Source organism: Micromonospora haikouensis (assembly GCF_900091595.1).
Classification (GTDB): Bacteria; Actinomycetota; Actinomycetes; order Mycobacteriales; family Micromonosporaceae; genus Micromonospora; species Micromonospora haikouensis.
This window is the reverse complement of sequence record NZ_FMCW01000019.1, coordinates 59,402-74,987: the sequence shown is the minus strand read 5'-3', so window position 1 is coordinate 74,987 and position 15,586 is coordinate 59,402. Positions and strand designations below refer to the sequence as shown.

Below are 15,586 nucleotides of genomic sequence, written 5' to 3'. Positions count from 1 at the left end.
GGTGGGGGGGTCACGCGTTGCGGGTGGGGGTTTCGGCGGCCGAGGAGAGGTTGGGGGCGCTCGCCGGTTCGGCTATGCCGCCCGGGGCCTCGGCGATCGCCGGGTCGTGTGCCGTGTCGGCGGCGATCATCGGCTGGTCCGGGGGCATGACGTCCGGGGTCTTGGCGGCCACGATGACCGCGGTCCCGTACGCGCAGATCTCCATCCACATCTCGCCGCAGTCCCGGCTGTCGAAGCGCATGCCGATCACGGCGTTCGCGCCGAGGCGGCGGGCCTCCTCGCCGAGGCGGGCCACCGAGTCCGTACGCCAGCGGGTCAGGTTGTCCGGCGCCATGGGGTCGTACGCGCCGCCGCGGAGGTTCTTCACCCCCTCGCGGTACGGGTTGCGCGTCCTGGCCATCGAGGACACCACTTCGCCGAGGATCTGGCGGATCTCGTAGCCGGGCAGTTGATCCGTCGTCACGACCAGCACGGTTCTGATGCTGTCGCACCGGCGGGCGGCGGTTCGTCGGCCGTGGTCACCTGATCGGATGCTGCAAAAGGGGTCGGCGCGGACGGTCGGCGCTCGGCCGACCATCCGCGCCGAGGAGGGCGCTAACCGTCAGACACCGGCCACGGAGGTGATCCAGGCCCGGTTGTACGCGACACTGCCGTAGTTCTGGATGCTCACGCCGTCGGCGGTGGAGGCGACGCCCACCTGCTGGCCGTTGTAGAACTGCGGGCCGCCCGAGTCGCCCCGCCACGCGTTGCCGTTGACCGCGGTGCTCCGGATCGCCTGGCCGCCGTACGCGTCGGTGACGTTCGTGCTGGTCACCCGGACGCTGGCGGTCTTGAGCTGGCTGGACGCGCCGCAGCCGCTGTAGCAGGTCATGCCCCAGCCGTAGATCGTGTTGGTGGAGTTGACCGGCGGGTTGCTGCTGGCCAGCGAGACGGTGGAGGTGCTGACCGCGCTGGAGAGCCGCAGCAGCGCCAGGTCGTAGCGGGTGTAGGAGGCGCTCACGGTGCGGGTGGTGCCGCCGGAGGCGTAGTAGACGCTGCCGATCCGCACGGACATGGTGCCGCTGACGCAGTGCCGGGCGGTGAGCACCCACGTCGAGGCGATCACGCTGCCGGAGCAGGTGAAGGAGCCGTTGCTGAAGACGGCGGCGGCCCACGGTGCGGAGGAGACGGTGCCGCCGCCGATGATGGGCTGGGGGCCGGCCGGTGCGGCGGTGGCGGCGCTGGTGACGCCGAGGACGCCGGCCAGGGCGGCACCGGCCACGGCGAGCAGGGAACGGATGCGCATGGGGACGTACTCCTTGCCTAGGACCCGGGGTCGCCGGGTCGGTCGTGCCGGCGGGCGCGGGGGTCACCCGCCAGGACTTCCATTGATCTGTATCGATGGATACTAGGGGTGGCCAATTCTGGCGGCAAGGCTTCGATCGAGACTAGCCGATGTAACAATTTGGCGACCACTGGCGTGGTGAACCGCCTGCTCCGGGACGTTTCGCGTGTGATCGGACACGGAGCGGCCCCGCGTTCCGCCGGTTATGTTGATCACTGCCTGAACCGCGCCCGGCCGGTGCGGCTGAGGCGGTATCTGCCAGGTAGGCTGGCTGCGCTCGCCCGTTGTGGGTCGGCACCCAACTGCGTACACAGTCAGGAGTGCCCAGTGCCTCGCGTCGTCGTCGACGTCATGCTCAAGCCCGAGATCCTCGATCCTCAGGGCCAGGCCGTCGCAAACGCGCTGCCCCGGCTCGGCGTCAGCGACGTCGCCTCTGTCCGGATCGGCAGGCGGATCGAGATCGACTTCACCGGTGAACCGGACCTGGACCGGGCCCGGGAGATCGCCGACAAGCTGCTCGCCAACCCGGTCATCGAGGACTTCACCGTCCGCCTGGTCGAGACCGACGAGACCGCGGGCGCGCACCCGTGACCGCCCGGGTCGGTGTGGTCACCTTCCCCGGCTCGCTCGACGACGGGGACGCGGCCCGTGCCGTCCGGATCGCCGGCGCCGAGCCGGTCCGGCTCTGGCACGGCGACCCGGACCTGCGCGGGGTGGACGCCGTCGTCCTCCCCGGCGGCTTCTCCTACGGCGACTACCTGCGCTGCGGGGCCATCGCCCGGTTCGCGCCGGTGATGGAGACCCTGGTGGACGCCGCCCGGGGCGGCCTGCCGGTGCTCGGCATCTGCAACGGCTTCCAGATCCTCTGCGAGGCCCACCTGCTGCCCGGCGCGCTGACCCGCAACCAGCACCTGCACTTCCGCAACCGCGACCAGGTCCTGCGGATCGAGGCGGCCGGCACGGCGTGGACGAACGCCTTCCAGGCCGGCCAGGAGATCCTCATCCCGGTCAAGAACGGCGAGGGCTGCTACGTCGCCGACGCCGCCACGCTGGACCAGCTGGAGGCCGAGGGCCGGGTCGTCGCCCGCTACGTCGGCGGCAACCCCAACGGGTCGCAGCGCGACATCGCCGCCATCACCAACCCCGCCGGCAACGTGGTCGGCATCATGCCGCACCCCGAGCACGCCGTGGAGGCGCTCACCGGCCCCTCCCTGGACGGCCTCGGCTTCTTCACCTCGGTGCTCAAGCACCTGGTGGGGGCGCCGGCGTGACCGTGCGCGGCACCAACGGTCGGCTCCACCGCCCCTGCGGCGGCGAGCGCAGCGAGGAGAGGTCATGACCACCCATCCGGACCCGGCGGTACGGGAGACCCCGGGCGGCCTTCCGGCCACCCCGGCGGAGCCCTTCGCGGCCACCGTGGCGCCGCAGGCCGGCCCGGTCGACCCGGCCGCCCGTCCCGGCGAGCCGGTCCACCCCGAGTCGTCCCGGCCCGTCCCGGCCGCCGACTGGGCGCACGGCCTGGACACCGTGCCGCGCGCCGTCGAAACCCCCGAGGAGCTCCAGCCGTACTCCGAGCTGGGCCTCCGCGACGACGAGTACGACCGGATCCGGCAGATCCTCGGCCGGCGTCCCACCCAGGCCGAGCTGGCCATGTACTCGATCATGTGGAGCGAGCACTGCTCCTACAAGTCGAGCAAGGTGCACCTGCGTCAGTTCGGCGAGAAGGCCCCGCCGAGCGACCGGCTGCTGGCCGGCATCGGCGAGAACGCCGGTGTGGTCCAGGTCTCCGACGAGCTGGCGGTGACCTTCAAGGTCGAGTCACACAACCACCCGAGCTTCGTCGAGCCGTACCAGGGCGCGGCGACCGGCGTCGGCGGCATCGTCCGGGACATCCTCGCCATGGGTGCCCGCCCGGTCGCCGTCATGGACCCGCTGCGCTTCGGCGCGGCCGAGCACCCCGACACCGCCCGGGTGCTGCCCGGCGTGGTGGCCGGCGTCGGCGGCTACGGCAACTGCCTCGGCCTGCCCAACATCGGCGGCGAGGTCGTCTTCGACCCCTGCTACCAGGGCAACCCGCTGGTCAACGCCCTCTGCCTCGGCGTGCTGCGGGTCGACCGGCTGCAGAAGAAGGAAGCCACCGGCCCCGGCAACGTCGTGGTGCTGATGGGCGCCCGGACGGGCCGCGACGGCATCGGCGGCGTGTCGGTGCTGGCCAGCGCCACCTTCGACGAGGGCAGCGAGCAGCGCCGCCCGTCCGTGCAGGTCGGCGACCCCTTCATGGAGAAGCTGCTGATCGAGGCGTGCCTGGAGCTGTACGACGCCGAGCTGGTCGTCGGCATCCAGGACCTCGGCGGCGCGGGCCTGACCTGCGCGCTCACCGAGACGGCCGCGTCGGCCGGCACCGGCATGCGGGTCTGGCTGGAGCGGGTCCCGCTGCGCGAGGCGTCGATGGAGCCGCAGGAGATCCTGGCCAGCGAGTCCCAGGAGCGGATGCTGCTGGTCGTCGCCCCGGACAAGCTGGAGGCGGTGCTCAAGACCGCCGAGAAGTGGGGCGTCTGGGCCACCGCGATCGGCGAGGTCACCGCGCCGTCGCCGGACGGTCGGCCCGGCCGCCTGGTGATCACCTGGCGCGACCAGCTCGTCGTGGACGTCCCGCCGGGGTCGCTGGTCGACGACGGTCCGGTCTACGCCCGCCCGATGCGCGAGCCGGCCGACCTGATCCTGCTCCAGGCCGACCGCGCCGAGACGCTGCCCCGGCCGTCGACGCCGGAGGCCCTGCGCGAGACCGTGCTGCGCATGATCGCGTCGCCGAACCTCGCCGACAAGACCTGGGTCACCGAGCAGTACGACCGGTACGTGCTGGGCAACACCGTGCTCGCCCAGCCGGAGGACTCCGGCGTGATCCGCATCGACGAGCGCACCGGCCTCGGCGTGGCCCTGTCGCTGGACGGCAACGGCCGGTACGCCCGCCTCGACCCGTACCACGGCACCAGGCTGGCGCTGGCCGAGGCGTACCGGAACGTGGCCGTGACCGGCGCGAAGCCGATCGCCGTGACCAACTGCCTCAACTTCGGCTCGCCCGAGGACCCGGGCGTGATGTGGCAGTTCGCCGAGGCCGTGCGCGGCCTGGCGGACGGCTGCCTGGAGCTGGGCATCCCGGTGACCGGCGGCAACGTCAGCTTCTACAACCAGACCGGCGCGGCGGCGATCCACCCCACCCCGGTGGTGGGCGTGCTCGGCGTGCTGGACGACGTGGCCAGCCGGGTGCCGATGGGCTTCGTCCCGCGCACCGGCGGCGACCACGACCAGCTCTTCCTGCTCGGCGAGACCCACGTGGAGCTCTCCGGTTCCGAGTGGGCCTGGGTGACCCACGAGCACCTCGGCGGCATCCCGCCGCAGGTCGACCTGGGCCGCGAGCGGCAGCTGGCCGACCTGCTGGCCGAGGCGGCCCGGGTCGGGCACCTCAGCTCCGCGCACGACCTCTCCGACGGTGGTCTCGCGCAGAGCCTGGTCGAGTCCTGCCTGCGGCGCGGGGTCGGCGCGGTGATCGCGGTGCCGGAGCAGTTCGCCGGCGGCTCGATGCCGTTCGTCTTCCTGTTCAGCGAGTCGGCCGGGCGGGCCCTGGTCTCGGTGCCGCGCGGCCACGAGAAGGCGTTCACCGCGCTCTGCGCCGAGCGCGGGGTCCCGTGGGAGTTCATCGGCGTCACCGACCCGGCGAGCGGCGCGCTGGAGGTGCGCGACCAGTTCCGGATCGGCCTGGACGAGTTGTCCGCCGCGCACACCGCCACGCTGCCCCGGCTCTTCGGCGGGTCGGAGCCGGCCGAGTCGGCCGCCCCGACCGCGCGGGCCACCGGTGCGGTGCCGGTCGCCGCTCCGCCCGCCGCCGTGACCCCGGCCCAGCCGGCTTCCGTGACGCCGGTGGAGCCCGCCGTCGCGGCGGCACCCGCCGCTGCGACGACGCCGGCACCGCCCGCCGTGGCGACGCCGGCCGACGACGAGGCACCGTCGGCAGCCGGGTCGCCTGCCCCGCAGGCTGCCGGAGCACCGGTCGCGGACGCGGACGCCGAGCCGGCCGGGTCCGGCGAGCCGACTGCCGCCGACGCGGCTGCCCCGGCTCCGGCCGCCGCCGACCCGGCCCCGGCCGCCGCCGCGGCGCAGCCGGCCGACGGTGGGACGCCGCCGGCCGGGGCCGAGCCGCAGCGGGTCGACGGCCCGGAGGCGACCGCCGGCTCCGACTCCGGTGAGGCAGGTCCGACGGCCGCGTCCGACCAGCGCTGAGGCGTGACCGCGACGGTCTACGTCCAGCCCGGCTCGGGTGCCCGGTTCGACTGGGGGCTGGCCGGCGCGGCGGAACTCGGCCGGGTCTGCGCCGTCCTGGTGGTGGTGGACGTCCTCTCGTTCACCACCGCCGTGGAGGTGGCGGTCGCCCGGGGCATGCGGGTGCACCCGTTCCCCTGGGGCGAGCAGGCCGCCGAGTACACCCGCCGGGTCGGCGCCGTCGCCGCCGTGGGCCGCCGGCAGGCGACCCCGGACCAGCCGTGGTCGCTCTCCCCGGCGGCCCTGCGCACCGCGCCGGCCGTCGCCGACCTGGTGCTGCCCTCGCCCAACGGCTCGGCGATCAGCGCCGCCGCCAGCGCCACGGGCCTGCCGGTGGTCGCGGCCTGCCTGCGCAACGCCCGCGCCGTCGGGCGCTGGCTGACCGACCAGGGGTACGGCTCGATCGACGCCCCGGTCGGCGTGGTGGCCTCCGGGGAACGCTGGCCGGACGGCTCCCTGCGCCCGTGCGTGGAGGACCAGCTCGGGGCGGCGTGCGTGCTCGACGCGCTCTCCGGCGTCCCCGGCGGGCTGTCGGTGGAGGCGGCGATGGCGCTGGCCGCGCTCGCCGCCACGCCGGACGTCCCGGCCGCCGTGCGCGGCTGCGTCTCCGGCCGGGAACTCGTGGAGGGCGGCTTCGGCGGGGACGTGGAAGTGGCCGTCCAGGTCGGCGTGTCGGGTGTGGTGCCGGTGCTGCGGCAGGGCGTCTTCTCCGCGGCCCGGCTCTGAGCGGGGCTGACCCGGCTCACGCGTACCGACGAAGAAGGCGGCTCCGGGTTACCGGGCAGCCGCCTTCTTCGTCGTCGCGTTGCGCGGGCCGTGGCCCGCATCGGTCAATCGTCCAGCCAGTCCAGCCGGCGACCGCCCCGGTCCTGCTGCTGCGGGGGCGTCGGGCCGTCGGGCCGGCCCCGGCCCTGCTGCTGGGCCTGGTCGCCGTAGTAGCCGCCCTGCTGCTGGTCGTAGCTGGTGGGCTGCTGGTCGTAGCCGCGGTCGTCGTAGCCGCCGCCGCGCTGCTGCGGGGGCTCCTGACCGTAGCCGCCCTGTTGGCCGTAGCCGCTCTGCTGACCGTAGCCCTCGGCGCCGTAGCCGCCGCGCTGGTCGTAGCCGCCCTGCTGCTGGCCGGCGTCGTAGCCGCCGCCCTGCTGGCCGTGCTGGCCGTAACCGCCGCCGCCGTAGCCGCCACCGGTGGGCTCGGCCGCGCCGTAGCCGCCGGTGGGCTCGCCGCCGCGGCCGCCGTACTGCGGGGGCTCCGGCTGGCCGTAGCCGCCGTGACCCTGCTCCGCCTGGTAGGTGCTGGTCGGGTACGGGTCCGCGGCGGGCGGCGGGTAGGAGGAAGCGGTGTCGCCGGTGTACCGCCCCGTCGGCTCGTCGTAGCGCTCGCCGCCGTAGCCGCCACCGCCCTGGCCCGGGTACCCGCCGGCCGGCGCACCCGCGGGCGCGCCGTAGTCGCGGTTGCCGTAGCCGCCGCCGGAGGAGGTCGGCGCCGCCTCGGCACCGTACCCGCCGGGGTTGCCGTAGCCGCCGCCCGAGGCGGGTGCGGTGCCGTAGCCGCCGCCCGAGGCCGGGGCGGAGCCGTAGCCGCCGCCGGAGGCCGGGGCGGAGCCGTACCCGCCCGACGCGGGGGCGCTGCCGTAGCCGCCGCCGGACGCCGGCGCGCCGCCGTAGCCGCCACCTGAGGCGGGGGCCTCGGCACCGTAGCCGCCGGGGTTGCCGTAGCCGCCGCCCGAGGCGGGCGCGTCGGCACCGTAGCCGCCGCCGGGGTTGCCGTAGCCGCCGCCCGAGGCCGGGGCACCGCCGTACCCGCCGCCGGAGGCCGGGGCGTTGCCGTACCCGCCGCCGGAGGCCGGGGCGTTGCCGTAACCGCCGGCCGCGCCGTACCCGCCGGTCTGCGGCTCGTCGCCGTAGCCGCCGCCGGCCCAGCCGCCCTGCTGCGGAGGGCCGCCCGCGCCGTACGGGGCCGGCGGAGCGCCGTAGGGGTCCGGCGGGACGTCGTCGACGACCGGCCGGTGCATCATCGTCGGGGCGTCGCTGAGCGAGGTGCCGCCGACCATCGTCGGGTCGGGCCCGGCACCGACCCGGTTCACGACCCGCGTCTGGTCGTCCGCCCCGCCGTACGCCCCGCGGGCGGCCGGGATCGCGCCCGCCGCCGCAGCGCCGCTCTTCGGCGCGTCGTCGACGTCGTCGCCGTTCTCCCGGCGCTTCATCCAGAGCAGCACGATGGTGCCGACGCCGATGGCCACGAACAGGCCGCCGAGCAGGATGAGCAGCCACGACATGCCGCTGTCCTCCTCAGTGGAGGCGGCGTTGTTCGCGGCGCCGGGGGCGGCCTCCGTCGGTTCCTCGGTGGCGTCGTCGGTGGCCTCGTCGGAAGGCAGCGGCTCCTCGCTGGCCGACGGGCTGGGGCTCGGGCTCACCTCGACCTTGATCGCGAGGCTGAGCCGCTGCCCGCTGATGCTCTGCCCGGCGCTGGCGGTGAAGGACTTCGTGACGCGGACGTCGCCCTGGATCGCGCCGATGCTGAGCCGCCCGGGAACGATGGGCTTGTCGGTGCTGCCGGTGAAGCTGAAGTTGCCGCTGCCGTTGCTGGTGGTCTCGAACTTCGCCCCGGTGCTGTCCTGGAGCATCACGATGGCGTTCGGCACCGCCTCGCCGTTGGCCGCCGCGACCACCTTGCCGGAGACCGACTTGACGGTCTGCGTCTGGGCGGGCGTCGTGGGTGCGGTCTTGCCCTTGACGTTGAGCTGGAAGCTACCGGTGGTGGAGTCCGACTTGTCGGGCTGCACCTGGACCGTCACGTTGATCCCGCCGGCGTCCGGCGCGCTGTCGCTGGCCTTGATCGTCAGGAGCTGGGTCCTCGGGGCCTGGCCGTTGAAGCTGATCTGGCCGCAGCCGCCCGTGCAGCTCACGCCGGCAGGCAGCCCGGTGAGGCTGATCTGGGCGCTCGCGTCGTCGTTGCTGGGCGTCACCTTGACGCTCACCGTGGCGTCGCTGCCCGCGTTCAGGTTGATCGAGCCGGGCGTGACGCTGACCTCGGCGGCCAGTACGGGTGTGGCGGGGACGGCGAGCAGGGCGCCGATTGCCAGCGCCACGACCACACCCGCCCGCTGCTGCCAGGCACGTCGGTGTGTTGACACGTCCACCGCCTTCCGGTCTGACTTCCCTCCGCCGGCGGGGCGCCGGGCCGGGGATCATCACGGTACGAATACGCCGTCGGCAACTATGCCTTGTCTGACCGGATCGGCGCGACCCAGGGCCAGCGTCGAAAGCGCCGGAGGCGGGTCGTATCGTCCCGTCGTGTCCTCTCCGCACATTAAGTCCGCAGCGGTCGCCGAGGCGCTCGCCGCGCTCGACGAGGGTCGTACCCCCGAACGGCTGGTGTTCCGGGAGGCGGTCCGTGCCTTGTTGACCGCCCTCACGGAGCGTGCCCCCGGCCGATCGGTGGAGGTGCGTGTCCCACCTTACGGTGCAGTTCAGTGCATTCCCGGTCCCCGACACACCCGGGGAACCCCGCCGAACGTCGTCGAGCTGGATCCGACCACCTGGCTGGAGTTGGCGACGGGCCGGCGGAGCTGGGCGGACGCGGTCACCGAGGGTCGCGTACGGGTCAGCGGGGTCCGTGCGGACCTCTCCGCGCACCTTCCGCTCCACCTGGGCGAATAGTCCCCTCGCGCGAACACGGAGAGGAGGCGAATCGTGACTTTCTGTATTGACACCGATTCGCGTACACTGTCAGGCGACGACAGTGGTCCCGGCCGGGCAACGCGGACCAGCACATCCGTCCGGCCCGGCCAGTCCCGACCAGCATGAGGGAGCGGCAGGTGCCCCGAGGCGACGGCCGGCTGAGCCACGATCTCGATCCCCAACGACCCGGCCCCCAGGACGCCTGCGGCGTCTTCGGTGTCTGGGCGCCGGGGGAAGAGGTCGCCAACCTCACCTACTTCGGGCTCTACGCCCTCCAGCACCGTGGCCAGGAGGCCGCCGGGATCGCCGTCAGTGACGGCTCCGGGGTGGTGGTCTACAAGGATCTCGGCCTGGTGGCCCAGGTCTTCGACGAGCCGACCCTGGCCAGCCTGCGCGGGCACCTCGCGATCGGGCACGCGCGCTACTCGACGACGGGCGGCTCGACCTGGGAGAACGCCCAGCCGACCATCCGGTCCACCAGCGCGGGCACCACCATCGCGCTGGCGCACAACGGCAACCTGGTCAACACCGCCGAGCTGCAGCGCGAGGTGGCCGAGCGGGGCCTGGCCGCCGACGGCTCGACCAACGACACCTCGCTGGTGACGATGCTGCTGGCCAGTCGTCCGGATCTCTCGGTCGAGGCCGCCGCGCTGGAGGTGCTGCCCCAGCTGCGCGGGGCGTTCAGCTTCGTCTTCATGGACGAGTCGACGCTCTACGCCGCCCGCGACCCGCACGGCGTGCGCCCGCTGGTCCTCGGCCGGCTGGAGCGCGGCTGGGTGGTGGCGAGCGAGACCGCCGCGCTCGACATCGTGGGCGCGAGCGTGGTCCGCGAGGTGGAGCCGGGCGAGCTGATCGCCATCGACGAGAACGGTCTGCGCTCGGCCCGGTTCGCCGCGCCCGAGCCGAAGGGCTGCCTCTTCGAGTACGTCTACATCGCCCGCCCGGACGCCACCATCGCCGGGCGCAACGTGCACGCCGCCCGGGTGCAGATCGGCCGCCAGCTCGCCAAGGAGCACCCGGTCGAGGCCGACCTGGTCATCCCGGTGCCGGAGTCCGGCACCCCGGCCGCCATCGGCTACGCCGAGGAGTCCGGCATCACCTACGGCGCCGGCCTGATGAAGAACCCGTACGTCGGCCGGACGTTCATCCAGCCGTCGCAGACCCTGCGCCAGCTCGGCATCCGGCTGAAGCTCAACCCGCTGCGGGAGAACGTGCGGGGCAAGCGGCTGGTGGTGGTCGACGACTCGATCGTGCGCGGCAACACCCAGCGGGCGATCGTGCGGATGCTGCGCGAGGCGGGCGCGCTGGAGGTCCACGTGCGGATCTCCTCCCCGCCGGTCAACTGGCCGTGCTTCTACGGCATCGACTTCGCCACCCGGGCGGAGCTGTTGGCCAACGGGCTGGACAACGAGGGCATCCGGCGGTCCATCGGCGCCGACACGCTGGGCTATGTTTCGTTGCCCGGCCTCATCGCCGCGACCGAGCAGCCGAAGACCCGGCTCTGCCGGGCCTGCTTCGACGGGGAATACCCGATCGAGCTGCCGGCCGGGAACCTGATCGGCAAGCACGTGCTCGAAGGGGTGGGACGCCGGGTCGCCGATGCCCCGGACGCCCCCGGGCACGACGTCCCACCGCTCGTCGCCACTTCGGGCGGCGCGACCGTACACCGCCAATAGCACCGCCCGACGCGGGCCGACCGGCCACCGCCGGACCCCGCGAGAACCACAAAAGGGGAGAACCGTGACGCACGTTTCCGAGCGCAGCGGCACAGGAAGCAGCCCGACCGGCGCCGGCGGTGACCGCCAGCCCTGGACGGCCGGCAACGGCCGCCCGGCGCGCAAACGCTCGGTCTCGTACGCGGACGCCGGCGTCTCGATCGAGGCGGGCGACCGCGCGGTCGAGCTGCTCAAGTCCAAGGTCAAGCAGACCCGTCGCCCGGAGGTCATGGGCGACCTGGGCGGCTTCGCCGGCCTGTTCCGGCTGGACACCAAGAAATACAAGAACCCGATCCTGGCGTCCTCCACCGACGGGGTGGGCACCAAGCTGGTGATCGCGCAGCAGCTCGACATCCACGACACGATCGGCATCGACCTGGTCGCCATGGTCGTCGACGACCTGGTGGCCTGCGGGGCGGAGCCGCTGTTCCTGCTCGACTACATCGCCTGCGGTGAGGTCGTCCCCGACAAGGTGGCCGAGATCGGCGCGGGCATCGCCGACGGCTGCCGGTACGCCGGCTGCGCGCTGCTCGGCGGCGAGACGGCCGAGCACCCGGGCGTGCTGCGTCCGGACGAGTACGACGTCTCCGCCACGGGCGTCGGCGTGGTGGAGGAGAGCGAGATCCTCAGCCCGGATCGGGTGGAGATCGGTGACGTGGTCATCGCGATGCGCTCCTCGGGCCTGCACTCCAACGGCTACTCCCTGGTGCGGCACGTGCTGCTGGGCGCGGGCCGGATGCGGCTGGACGTGGTGATCGAGGACTTCGGCCGCCAGCGCACCCTCGGCGAGGAGCTGCTCACGCCGACCAAGATCTACGCTCAGGACTGCCTCAAGCTGATCGCCGAGGCCGAGGTGCGGTCCATCGCGCACGTGACCGGCGGCGGCATCCCGGGCAACCTGGTGCGCATCCTGCCGGAGAACGTCGACGCGGTGGTCAACCGCTCCACGTGGAAGCCGCAGCCCATCTTCGACCTGATCCAGTCCAAGGGCCGGATCGACGACAACGAGATGGAGTCGACGTTCAACATGGGCGTCGGCATGTTCGCGATCGTCTCCGCCGAGGACGCCGACCGGGCGCTGGCCACGCTGACCGGCCGGGGTGTGGACGCCTGGCAGGCCGGCGAGATCATCGAGGGCACCGGCAAGGTGCAGATGGTCGGCCAGCACACTCGGGGTTAATATCGAGGGCCATTGATTTGCTCGGCGTCTGGTCGGGGGTTCACCCGAGCGGCCGTCGCCGCCTAGCCTGAGGGGCACCCTTCGGGTCGGGAAGGAGGGCGATGGCTGCTCGGGGACGGCCGTCCAGCGGGATGCGGGGGATCTCCCCGGTCCCGTCGTACGTCGTGATGCAGCCGACGACCCTGTGCAACCTCGACTGCGCATACTGCTACCTCCCGATGCGGGCGGTCGACCGGCGGATGCCGGTCGCGGTCGCCGAGGCGGTCGCGGCCTCGGTGAACCGCTGGGCGGAGGCCGGCCGCTTCTCGGTGGTGTGGCACGGCGGGGAGCCTCTGGCCGCCGGCCGGGAGCACCTCGCCGCGCTGATCGCCCCGTTCGGCCCGGAGGTCGAGCACCACGTGCAGACCAACGCGACCCTCATCGACGACGCCTGGTGCGAGTTCCTCGCCGCGCACCGGGTGCGGGTCAGCGTGAGCGTGGACGGGCCGCGCGGGCGCAACGGCGACCGGGTCACCCGGGCGGGCCGGCCGGCGTACGACCGGATCGTGCGTGGGGTGGCGGCGCTGCGCCGGCACGGGCTGCCCTTCTCGGCCCTGGCCGTGGTCAACGACCCGGAGCCGGGTCGCGCCGCCGAGCTGTACGACTACTTCCTCGGCCTGGGTTGCGAGGTGCTGGGCGTCAACATCGAGGAGACGGAGGGGGTGAACACCCGGGGCAACGCCCACGACGCGGCGCAGGTGCGGGCGTTCTGGGCGGAGCTGGTGGCCGCCTGGCGTCGGGACCCCCGCATCCACCTGCGCGAGGTGGAGTGGTCGCTGCGGTACGCGGCGGCGGTCCTCGACGGCACCGCCGACGGGCTGCTGCCCCGGCGGCTGGACCCGATCCCCACGGTCGGCCACGACGGCTCCGTGGTCGTGCTCTCCCCGGAGCTGGCCGGCTTCTCCGACCCCCGGTACGGCGACTTCAGCAGCGGCAACGTGCTGACGACCCCGCTGGCCGAGATCGTGGCCGGCGCGGAGCGGACGACCGGTTGGGTGGGTGAGTTCCTGGCCGGCGTGGAGGCGTGCCGGGCGTCCTGCCCCTACTTCGGGTTCTGCGGGGGCGGGCACGCCGCCAACCGTTACTTCGAGCTGGGGCGTTTCGACGGTACGGAGACCGAGCACTGCCGCAACAGCAAGATCCGCCTACTGGAGGGAGTGTTGGACCATGCCCGAGAACACCGGACACCGGCAGTCTGAGCGCGTCGGAGGGGCCACGGAGGGCCCGGTCGTCGACCGGGTGCGGGATGCCGCCGACGGGCTCGTCGCGCTGCTCCAGGAGGCGGAGGACGCGCGCCGGCTGCGGTCGGAGGCGGCGGGAGGAGAGGGCGCGGGCGCGGTGTGCGCCTGGAACCACTTCGAGAACATCCCGACGTTCTACAACTGGAACAACCGGCCCCGCTGAGGGTACGGCTCCGAGATCAAGGACCTGCCGATCGCCCGGAACGGGGTCCGGTGGACAGATCCTTGATCATCGGTTGGTACGCCGGCCCCGGGACGGGCACAAACACAAGCACGCGGACTGCCGCGTGCTCAGCTGCTCCCGGGGGTCAACGGGTCGGACGGACCCAGGGGTCCGGGTCCTCGTCCGCGTGATCCTCGTCGTCGTCGTCGACATACTCTTTGTAGTCGTCGTCGAAGTCGTGGTTCGACTTACCAGCACCCGCCAGTTCGCGCTGCAAGGCGGTGAGGTCGGTGTTCGGGGAGTGGTACTTCAACTCCCGGGCCACCTTCGTCTGCTTGGCCTTAGCACGGCCGCGCCCCATGGCTCGACCCCCTCGCACAGAATTCGGGGCAGCCCGAAGGCGGGCCCCGATGACGTCAGGCATCTCTCGTGGCTCTTACGGTACATGGGGATGCCGCCCTTCGGCACCTCGGGTTACCGCAGGCCGGCTCTGCGCGTCGCAGTTATCCGGCCGTCACCGATTGTACTGAGGTAAGGGGCGGTTGCCGAATCACCCGTGACGTCGGGCAGTTGGGCAGTAATCACCCCGATTTCAGCTTAACGCCGTTCGCCGTCGCGCCCTGCCCGGTCGCCCGACCCGGGGTCCAGGCCGCCCCGGGCCGGGCTGTGACCTTCACCGCAGCACGCGGCTCGGCACCGCACAGGCGGCCCCGCGCCGCGGCGCGGCGGTCGTCACCTCAGGTGGATCGTCCGCAGCCGGCCGACCTCCGCCATCCGGCGCTCGGCGAGCCGGTCCGCCGCCACGGCCGGGGGCACCCCCTCGTCGTCGGCGAGCCGCAGGATCTGCCGGGTGGTGTCGTAGATGCGGGTGGCCCGGAGCTTGGCCCGCTCGAAGTTGAAGCCCTCGATCTCGTCGGCCACCTGGATCACCCCGCCGGCGTTCACCACGTAGTCGGGGGCGTAGAGGATGCCCCGGTCGGCGAGCAGCTTCTCGATGCCCGGGTGGGCGAGCTGGTTGTTCGCCGCCCCGGCGACCACCTTCGCCCGCAGCGCCGGCACCGTGTCGTCGTCGAGGGCGCCGCCCAGCGCGCACGGGGCGTACACGTCGATGTCGGCGGCGACGAGCGCGGCGGCGTCGTCGACCAGCTCGACCTGCGGGTGGTTGGCGCGCACCCACTCGCGCGCCCGGGGGTCGACGTCGGTCGCCACCACCTCGGCGTGGTCGTCGAGCAGGTGCCGGGTCAGGTGCTTGCCGACCTTGCCCAGCCCGGCCACGCCGACCCGCCGGCCGTTGAGGGTGGGCGCGCCCCAGACGTGCTCGGCGGCGGCCCGCATGCCCTGGAAGACGCCCCAGGCGGTCAGCACCGAGGAGTCGCCCGCGCCGCCGTGCTCCACGCTGCGGCCGGTGACGTAGCGGGTCTCCCGGGCGATCACGTCCATGTCCGCCACGTACGTGCCGACGTCGCAGGCGGTGTAGTAGCGGCCGTTGAGCGATTCGACGAAGCGGCCGTACGCGCGCAGCAGCGGCTCGCTCTTGAGCTGGTCCGGGTCGCCCCAGATGACCGCCTTGCCGCCGCCCAGGTCCAGCCCGGCGAGCGCGTTCTTGTACGCCATGCCGCGCGACAGGTCGAGCACGTCGGCCAGCGCGGCCTCTTCGCTCGCGTACGGGTAGAAGCGGGTGCCGCCGAGCGCGGGGCCCAGCGCGGTGGAGTAGATGCCGATGATCGCGCGGAGGCCGGTCTGCGTGTCCTGGCAGAACACGACCTGCTCGTGGCCGGTGGATGACGGGTCGTCGATGCTGGTGAAAACGCCCATGGCTGACTCCTGTGACGGTGTGCGTCCTTGTGGGACGCGGACCTGGTGGCGCGCCCGGCGGGATGGTGCCGGTGCCTCCGAGCCTAGTATCGGCCGACGCCGTGCCGTCGTGCG

At 73.4% G+C, this 15,586-nt stretch carries 13 protein-coding genes and 1 pseudogene; 9 read left to right on the top strand and 5 right to left on the bottom strand.

Going from position 1 to position 15,586, the window contains the following annotated elements; all coding sequences use genetic code 11:
• Positions 1-10: 10 nt before the first annotated feature.
• Together GA0070558_RS20045 and GA0070558_RS20040 are read right to left on the bottom strand one after the other, a co-directional pair.
• Positions 11-577 (bottom strand): YbjQ family protein, encoded by a 567-nt coding sequence (locus GA0070558_RS20045; RefSeq protein WP_091282542.1) that lies wholly within the window; start codon positions 575-577, stop codon positions 11-13.
• Positions 578-601: 24 nt separating this feature from the next.
• Positions 602-1,285, bottom strand: a complete 684-nt coding sequence (locus GA0070558_RS20040) for a S1 family peptidase (protein ID WP_077935506.1) — start codon at positions 1,283-1,285, stop codon at positions 602-604.
• A gap of 366 nt (positions 1,286-1,651) precedes the next feature.
• Here GA0070558_RS20040 and purS point away from each other — a divergent pair, with 366 nt between their 5' ends.
• The 4 genes and pseudogenes from purS (at position 1,652) to GA0070558_RS20020 (ending at position 6,367) form a co-directional block, all read left to right on the top strand.
• The gene (gene purS / locus GA0070558_RS20035; RefSeq protein WP_043961200.1) at positions 1,652-1,915 is read left to right on the top strand and encodes a phosphoribosylformylglycinamidine synthase subunit PurS; all 264 of its coding nucleotides are present in this window, start codon (positions 1,652-1,654) and stop codon (positions 1,913-1,915) included.
• A complete protein-coding gene (gene purQ, locus GA0070558_RS20030; RefSeq protein WP_043961201.1) occupies positions 1,912-2,595 on the top strand; it encodes a phosphoribosylformylglycinamidine synthase subunit PurQ in 684 nt (227 codons plus the stop codon). Before purS ends, purQ begins: the two co-directional genes overlap by 4 nt.
• Before the next feature lie 64 nt (positions 2,596-2,659).
• Positions 2,660-5,296: pseudogene (purL, locus tag GA0070558_RS20025) on the top strand (phosphoribosylformylglycinamidine synthase subunit PurL); the annotation flags it as partial.
• A 309-nt stretch (positions 5,297-5,605) separates the two neighbouring features.
• Positions 5,606-6,367 (top strand): 2-phosphosulfolactate phosphatase, encoded by a 762-nt coding sequence (locus GA0070558_RS20020; protein ID WP_091282537.1) that lies wholly within the window; start codon positions 5,606-5,608, stop codon positions 6,365-6,367.
• A 104-nt stretch (positions 6,368-6,471) separates the two neighbouring features.
• On the opposite strand, the gene GA0070558_RS20015 is transcribed toward GA0070558_RS20020, so the two are convergent.
• A complete protein-coding gene (locus GA0070558_RS20015) occupies positions 6,472-8,772 on the bottom strand; it encodes a carboxypeptidase-like regulatory domain-containing protein (protein ID WP_091282740.1) in 2,301 nt (766 codons plus the stop codon).
• A 160-nt stretch (positions 8,773-8,932) separates the two neighbouring features.
• Between GA0070558_RS20015 and GA0070558_RS20010 the strand changes: the two genes are divergently transcribed.
• The 5 genes from GA0070558_RS20010 (at position 8,933) to amcA (ending at position 13,657) form a co-directional block, all read left to right on the top strand.
• On the top strand, positions 8,933-9,298 hold the full coding sequence (locus tag GA0070558_RS20010) for a sterol carrier family protein (protein ID WP_043961208.1): 366 nt from the start codon (positions 8,933-8,935) through the stop codon (positions 9,296-9,298).
• A 158-nt stretch (positions 9,299-9,456) separates the two neighbouring features.
• Positions 9,457-10,995 (top strand): amidophosphoribosyltransferase, encoded by a 1,539-nt coding sequence (purF, locus tag GA0070558_RS20005; protein WP_077935508.1) that lies wholly within the window; start codon positions 9,457-9,459, stop codon positions 10,993-10,995.
• A gap of 64 nt (positions 10,996-11,059) precedes the next feature.
• A complete protein-coding gene (purM, locus tag GA0070558_RS20000) occupies positions 11,060-12,214 on the top strand; it encodes a phosphoribosylformylglycinamidine cyclo-ligase (RefSeq protein WP_077935509.1) in 1,155 nt (384 codons plus the stop codon).
• Between the two features lie 131 nt (positions 12,215-12,345).
• Positions 12,346-13,452 (top strand): cyclophane-forming radical SAM peptide maturase AmcB, encoded by a 1,107-nt coding sequence (gene amcB, locus GA0070558_RS19995; RefSeq protein WP_305119949.1) that lies wholly within the window; start codon positions 12,346-12,348, stop codon positions 13,450-13,452.
• Positions 13,421-13,657 carry a multiple cyclophane-containing RiPP AmcA gene (gene amcA / locus GA0070558_RS19990; protein ID WP_091282530.1) on the top strand — a complete coding sequence of 79 codons (237 nt, stop codon included), beginning with the start codon at positions 13,421-13,423 and terminating at the stop codon, positions 13,655-13,657. The genes amcB and amcA overlap by 32 nt, the downstream gene beginning before the upstream one ends.
• A gap of 145 nt (positions 13,658-13,802) precedes the next feature.
• On the opposite strand, the gene GA0070558_RS19985 is transcribed toward amcA, so the two are convergent.
• Together GA0070558_RS19985 and GA0070558_RS19980 are read right to left on the bottom strand one after the other, a co-directional pair.
• Entirely contained in the window at positions 13,803-14,018 is a 216-nt protein-coding gene (locus GA0070558_RS19985; RefSeq protein WP_036373645.1) for a DUF3073 domain-containing protein, read from the bottom strand.
• 371 nt (positions 14,019-14,389) lie between these two features.
• Positions 14,390-15,472, bottom strand: coding sequence for a Glu/Leu/Phe/Val family dehydrogenase (locus GA0070558_RS19980; RefSeq protein WP_077935512.1), 1,083 nt, complete (start codon positions 15,470-15,472; stop codon positions 14,390-14,392).
• Between the last annotated feature and the right edge of the window lie 114 nt (positions 15,473-15,586).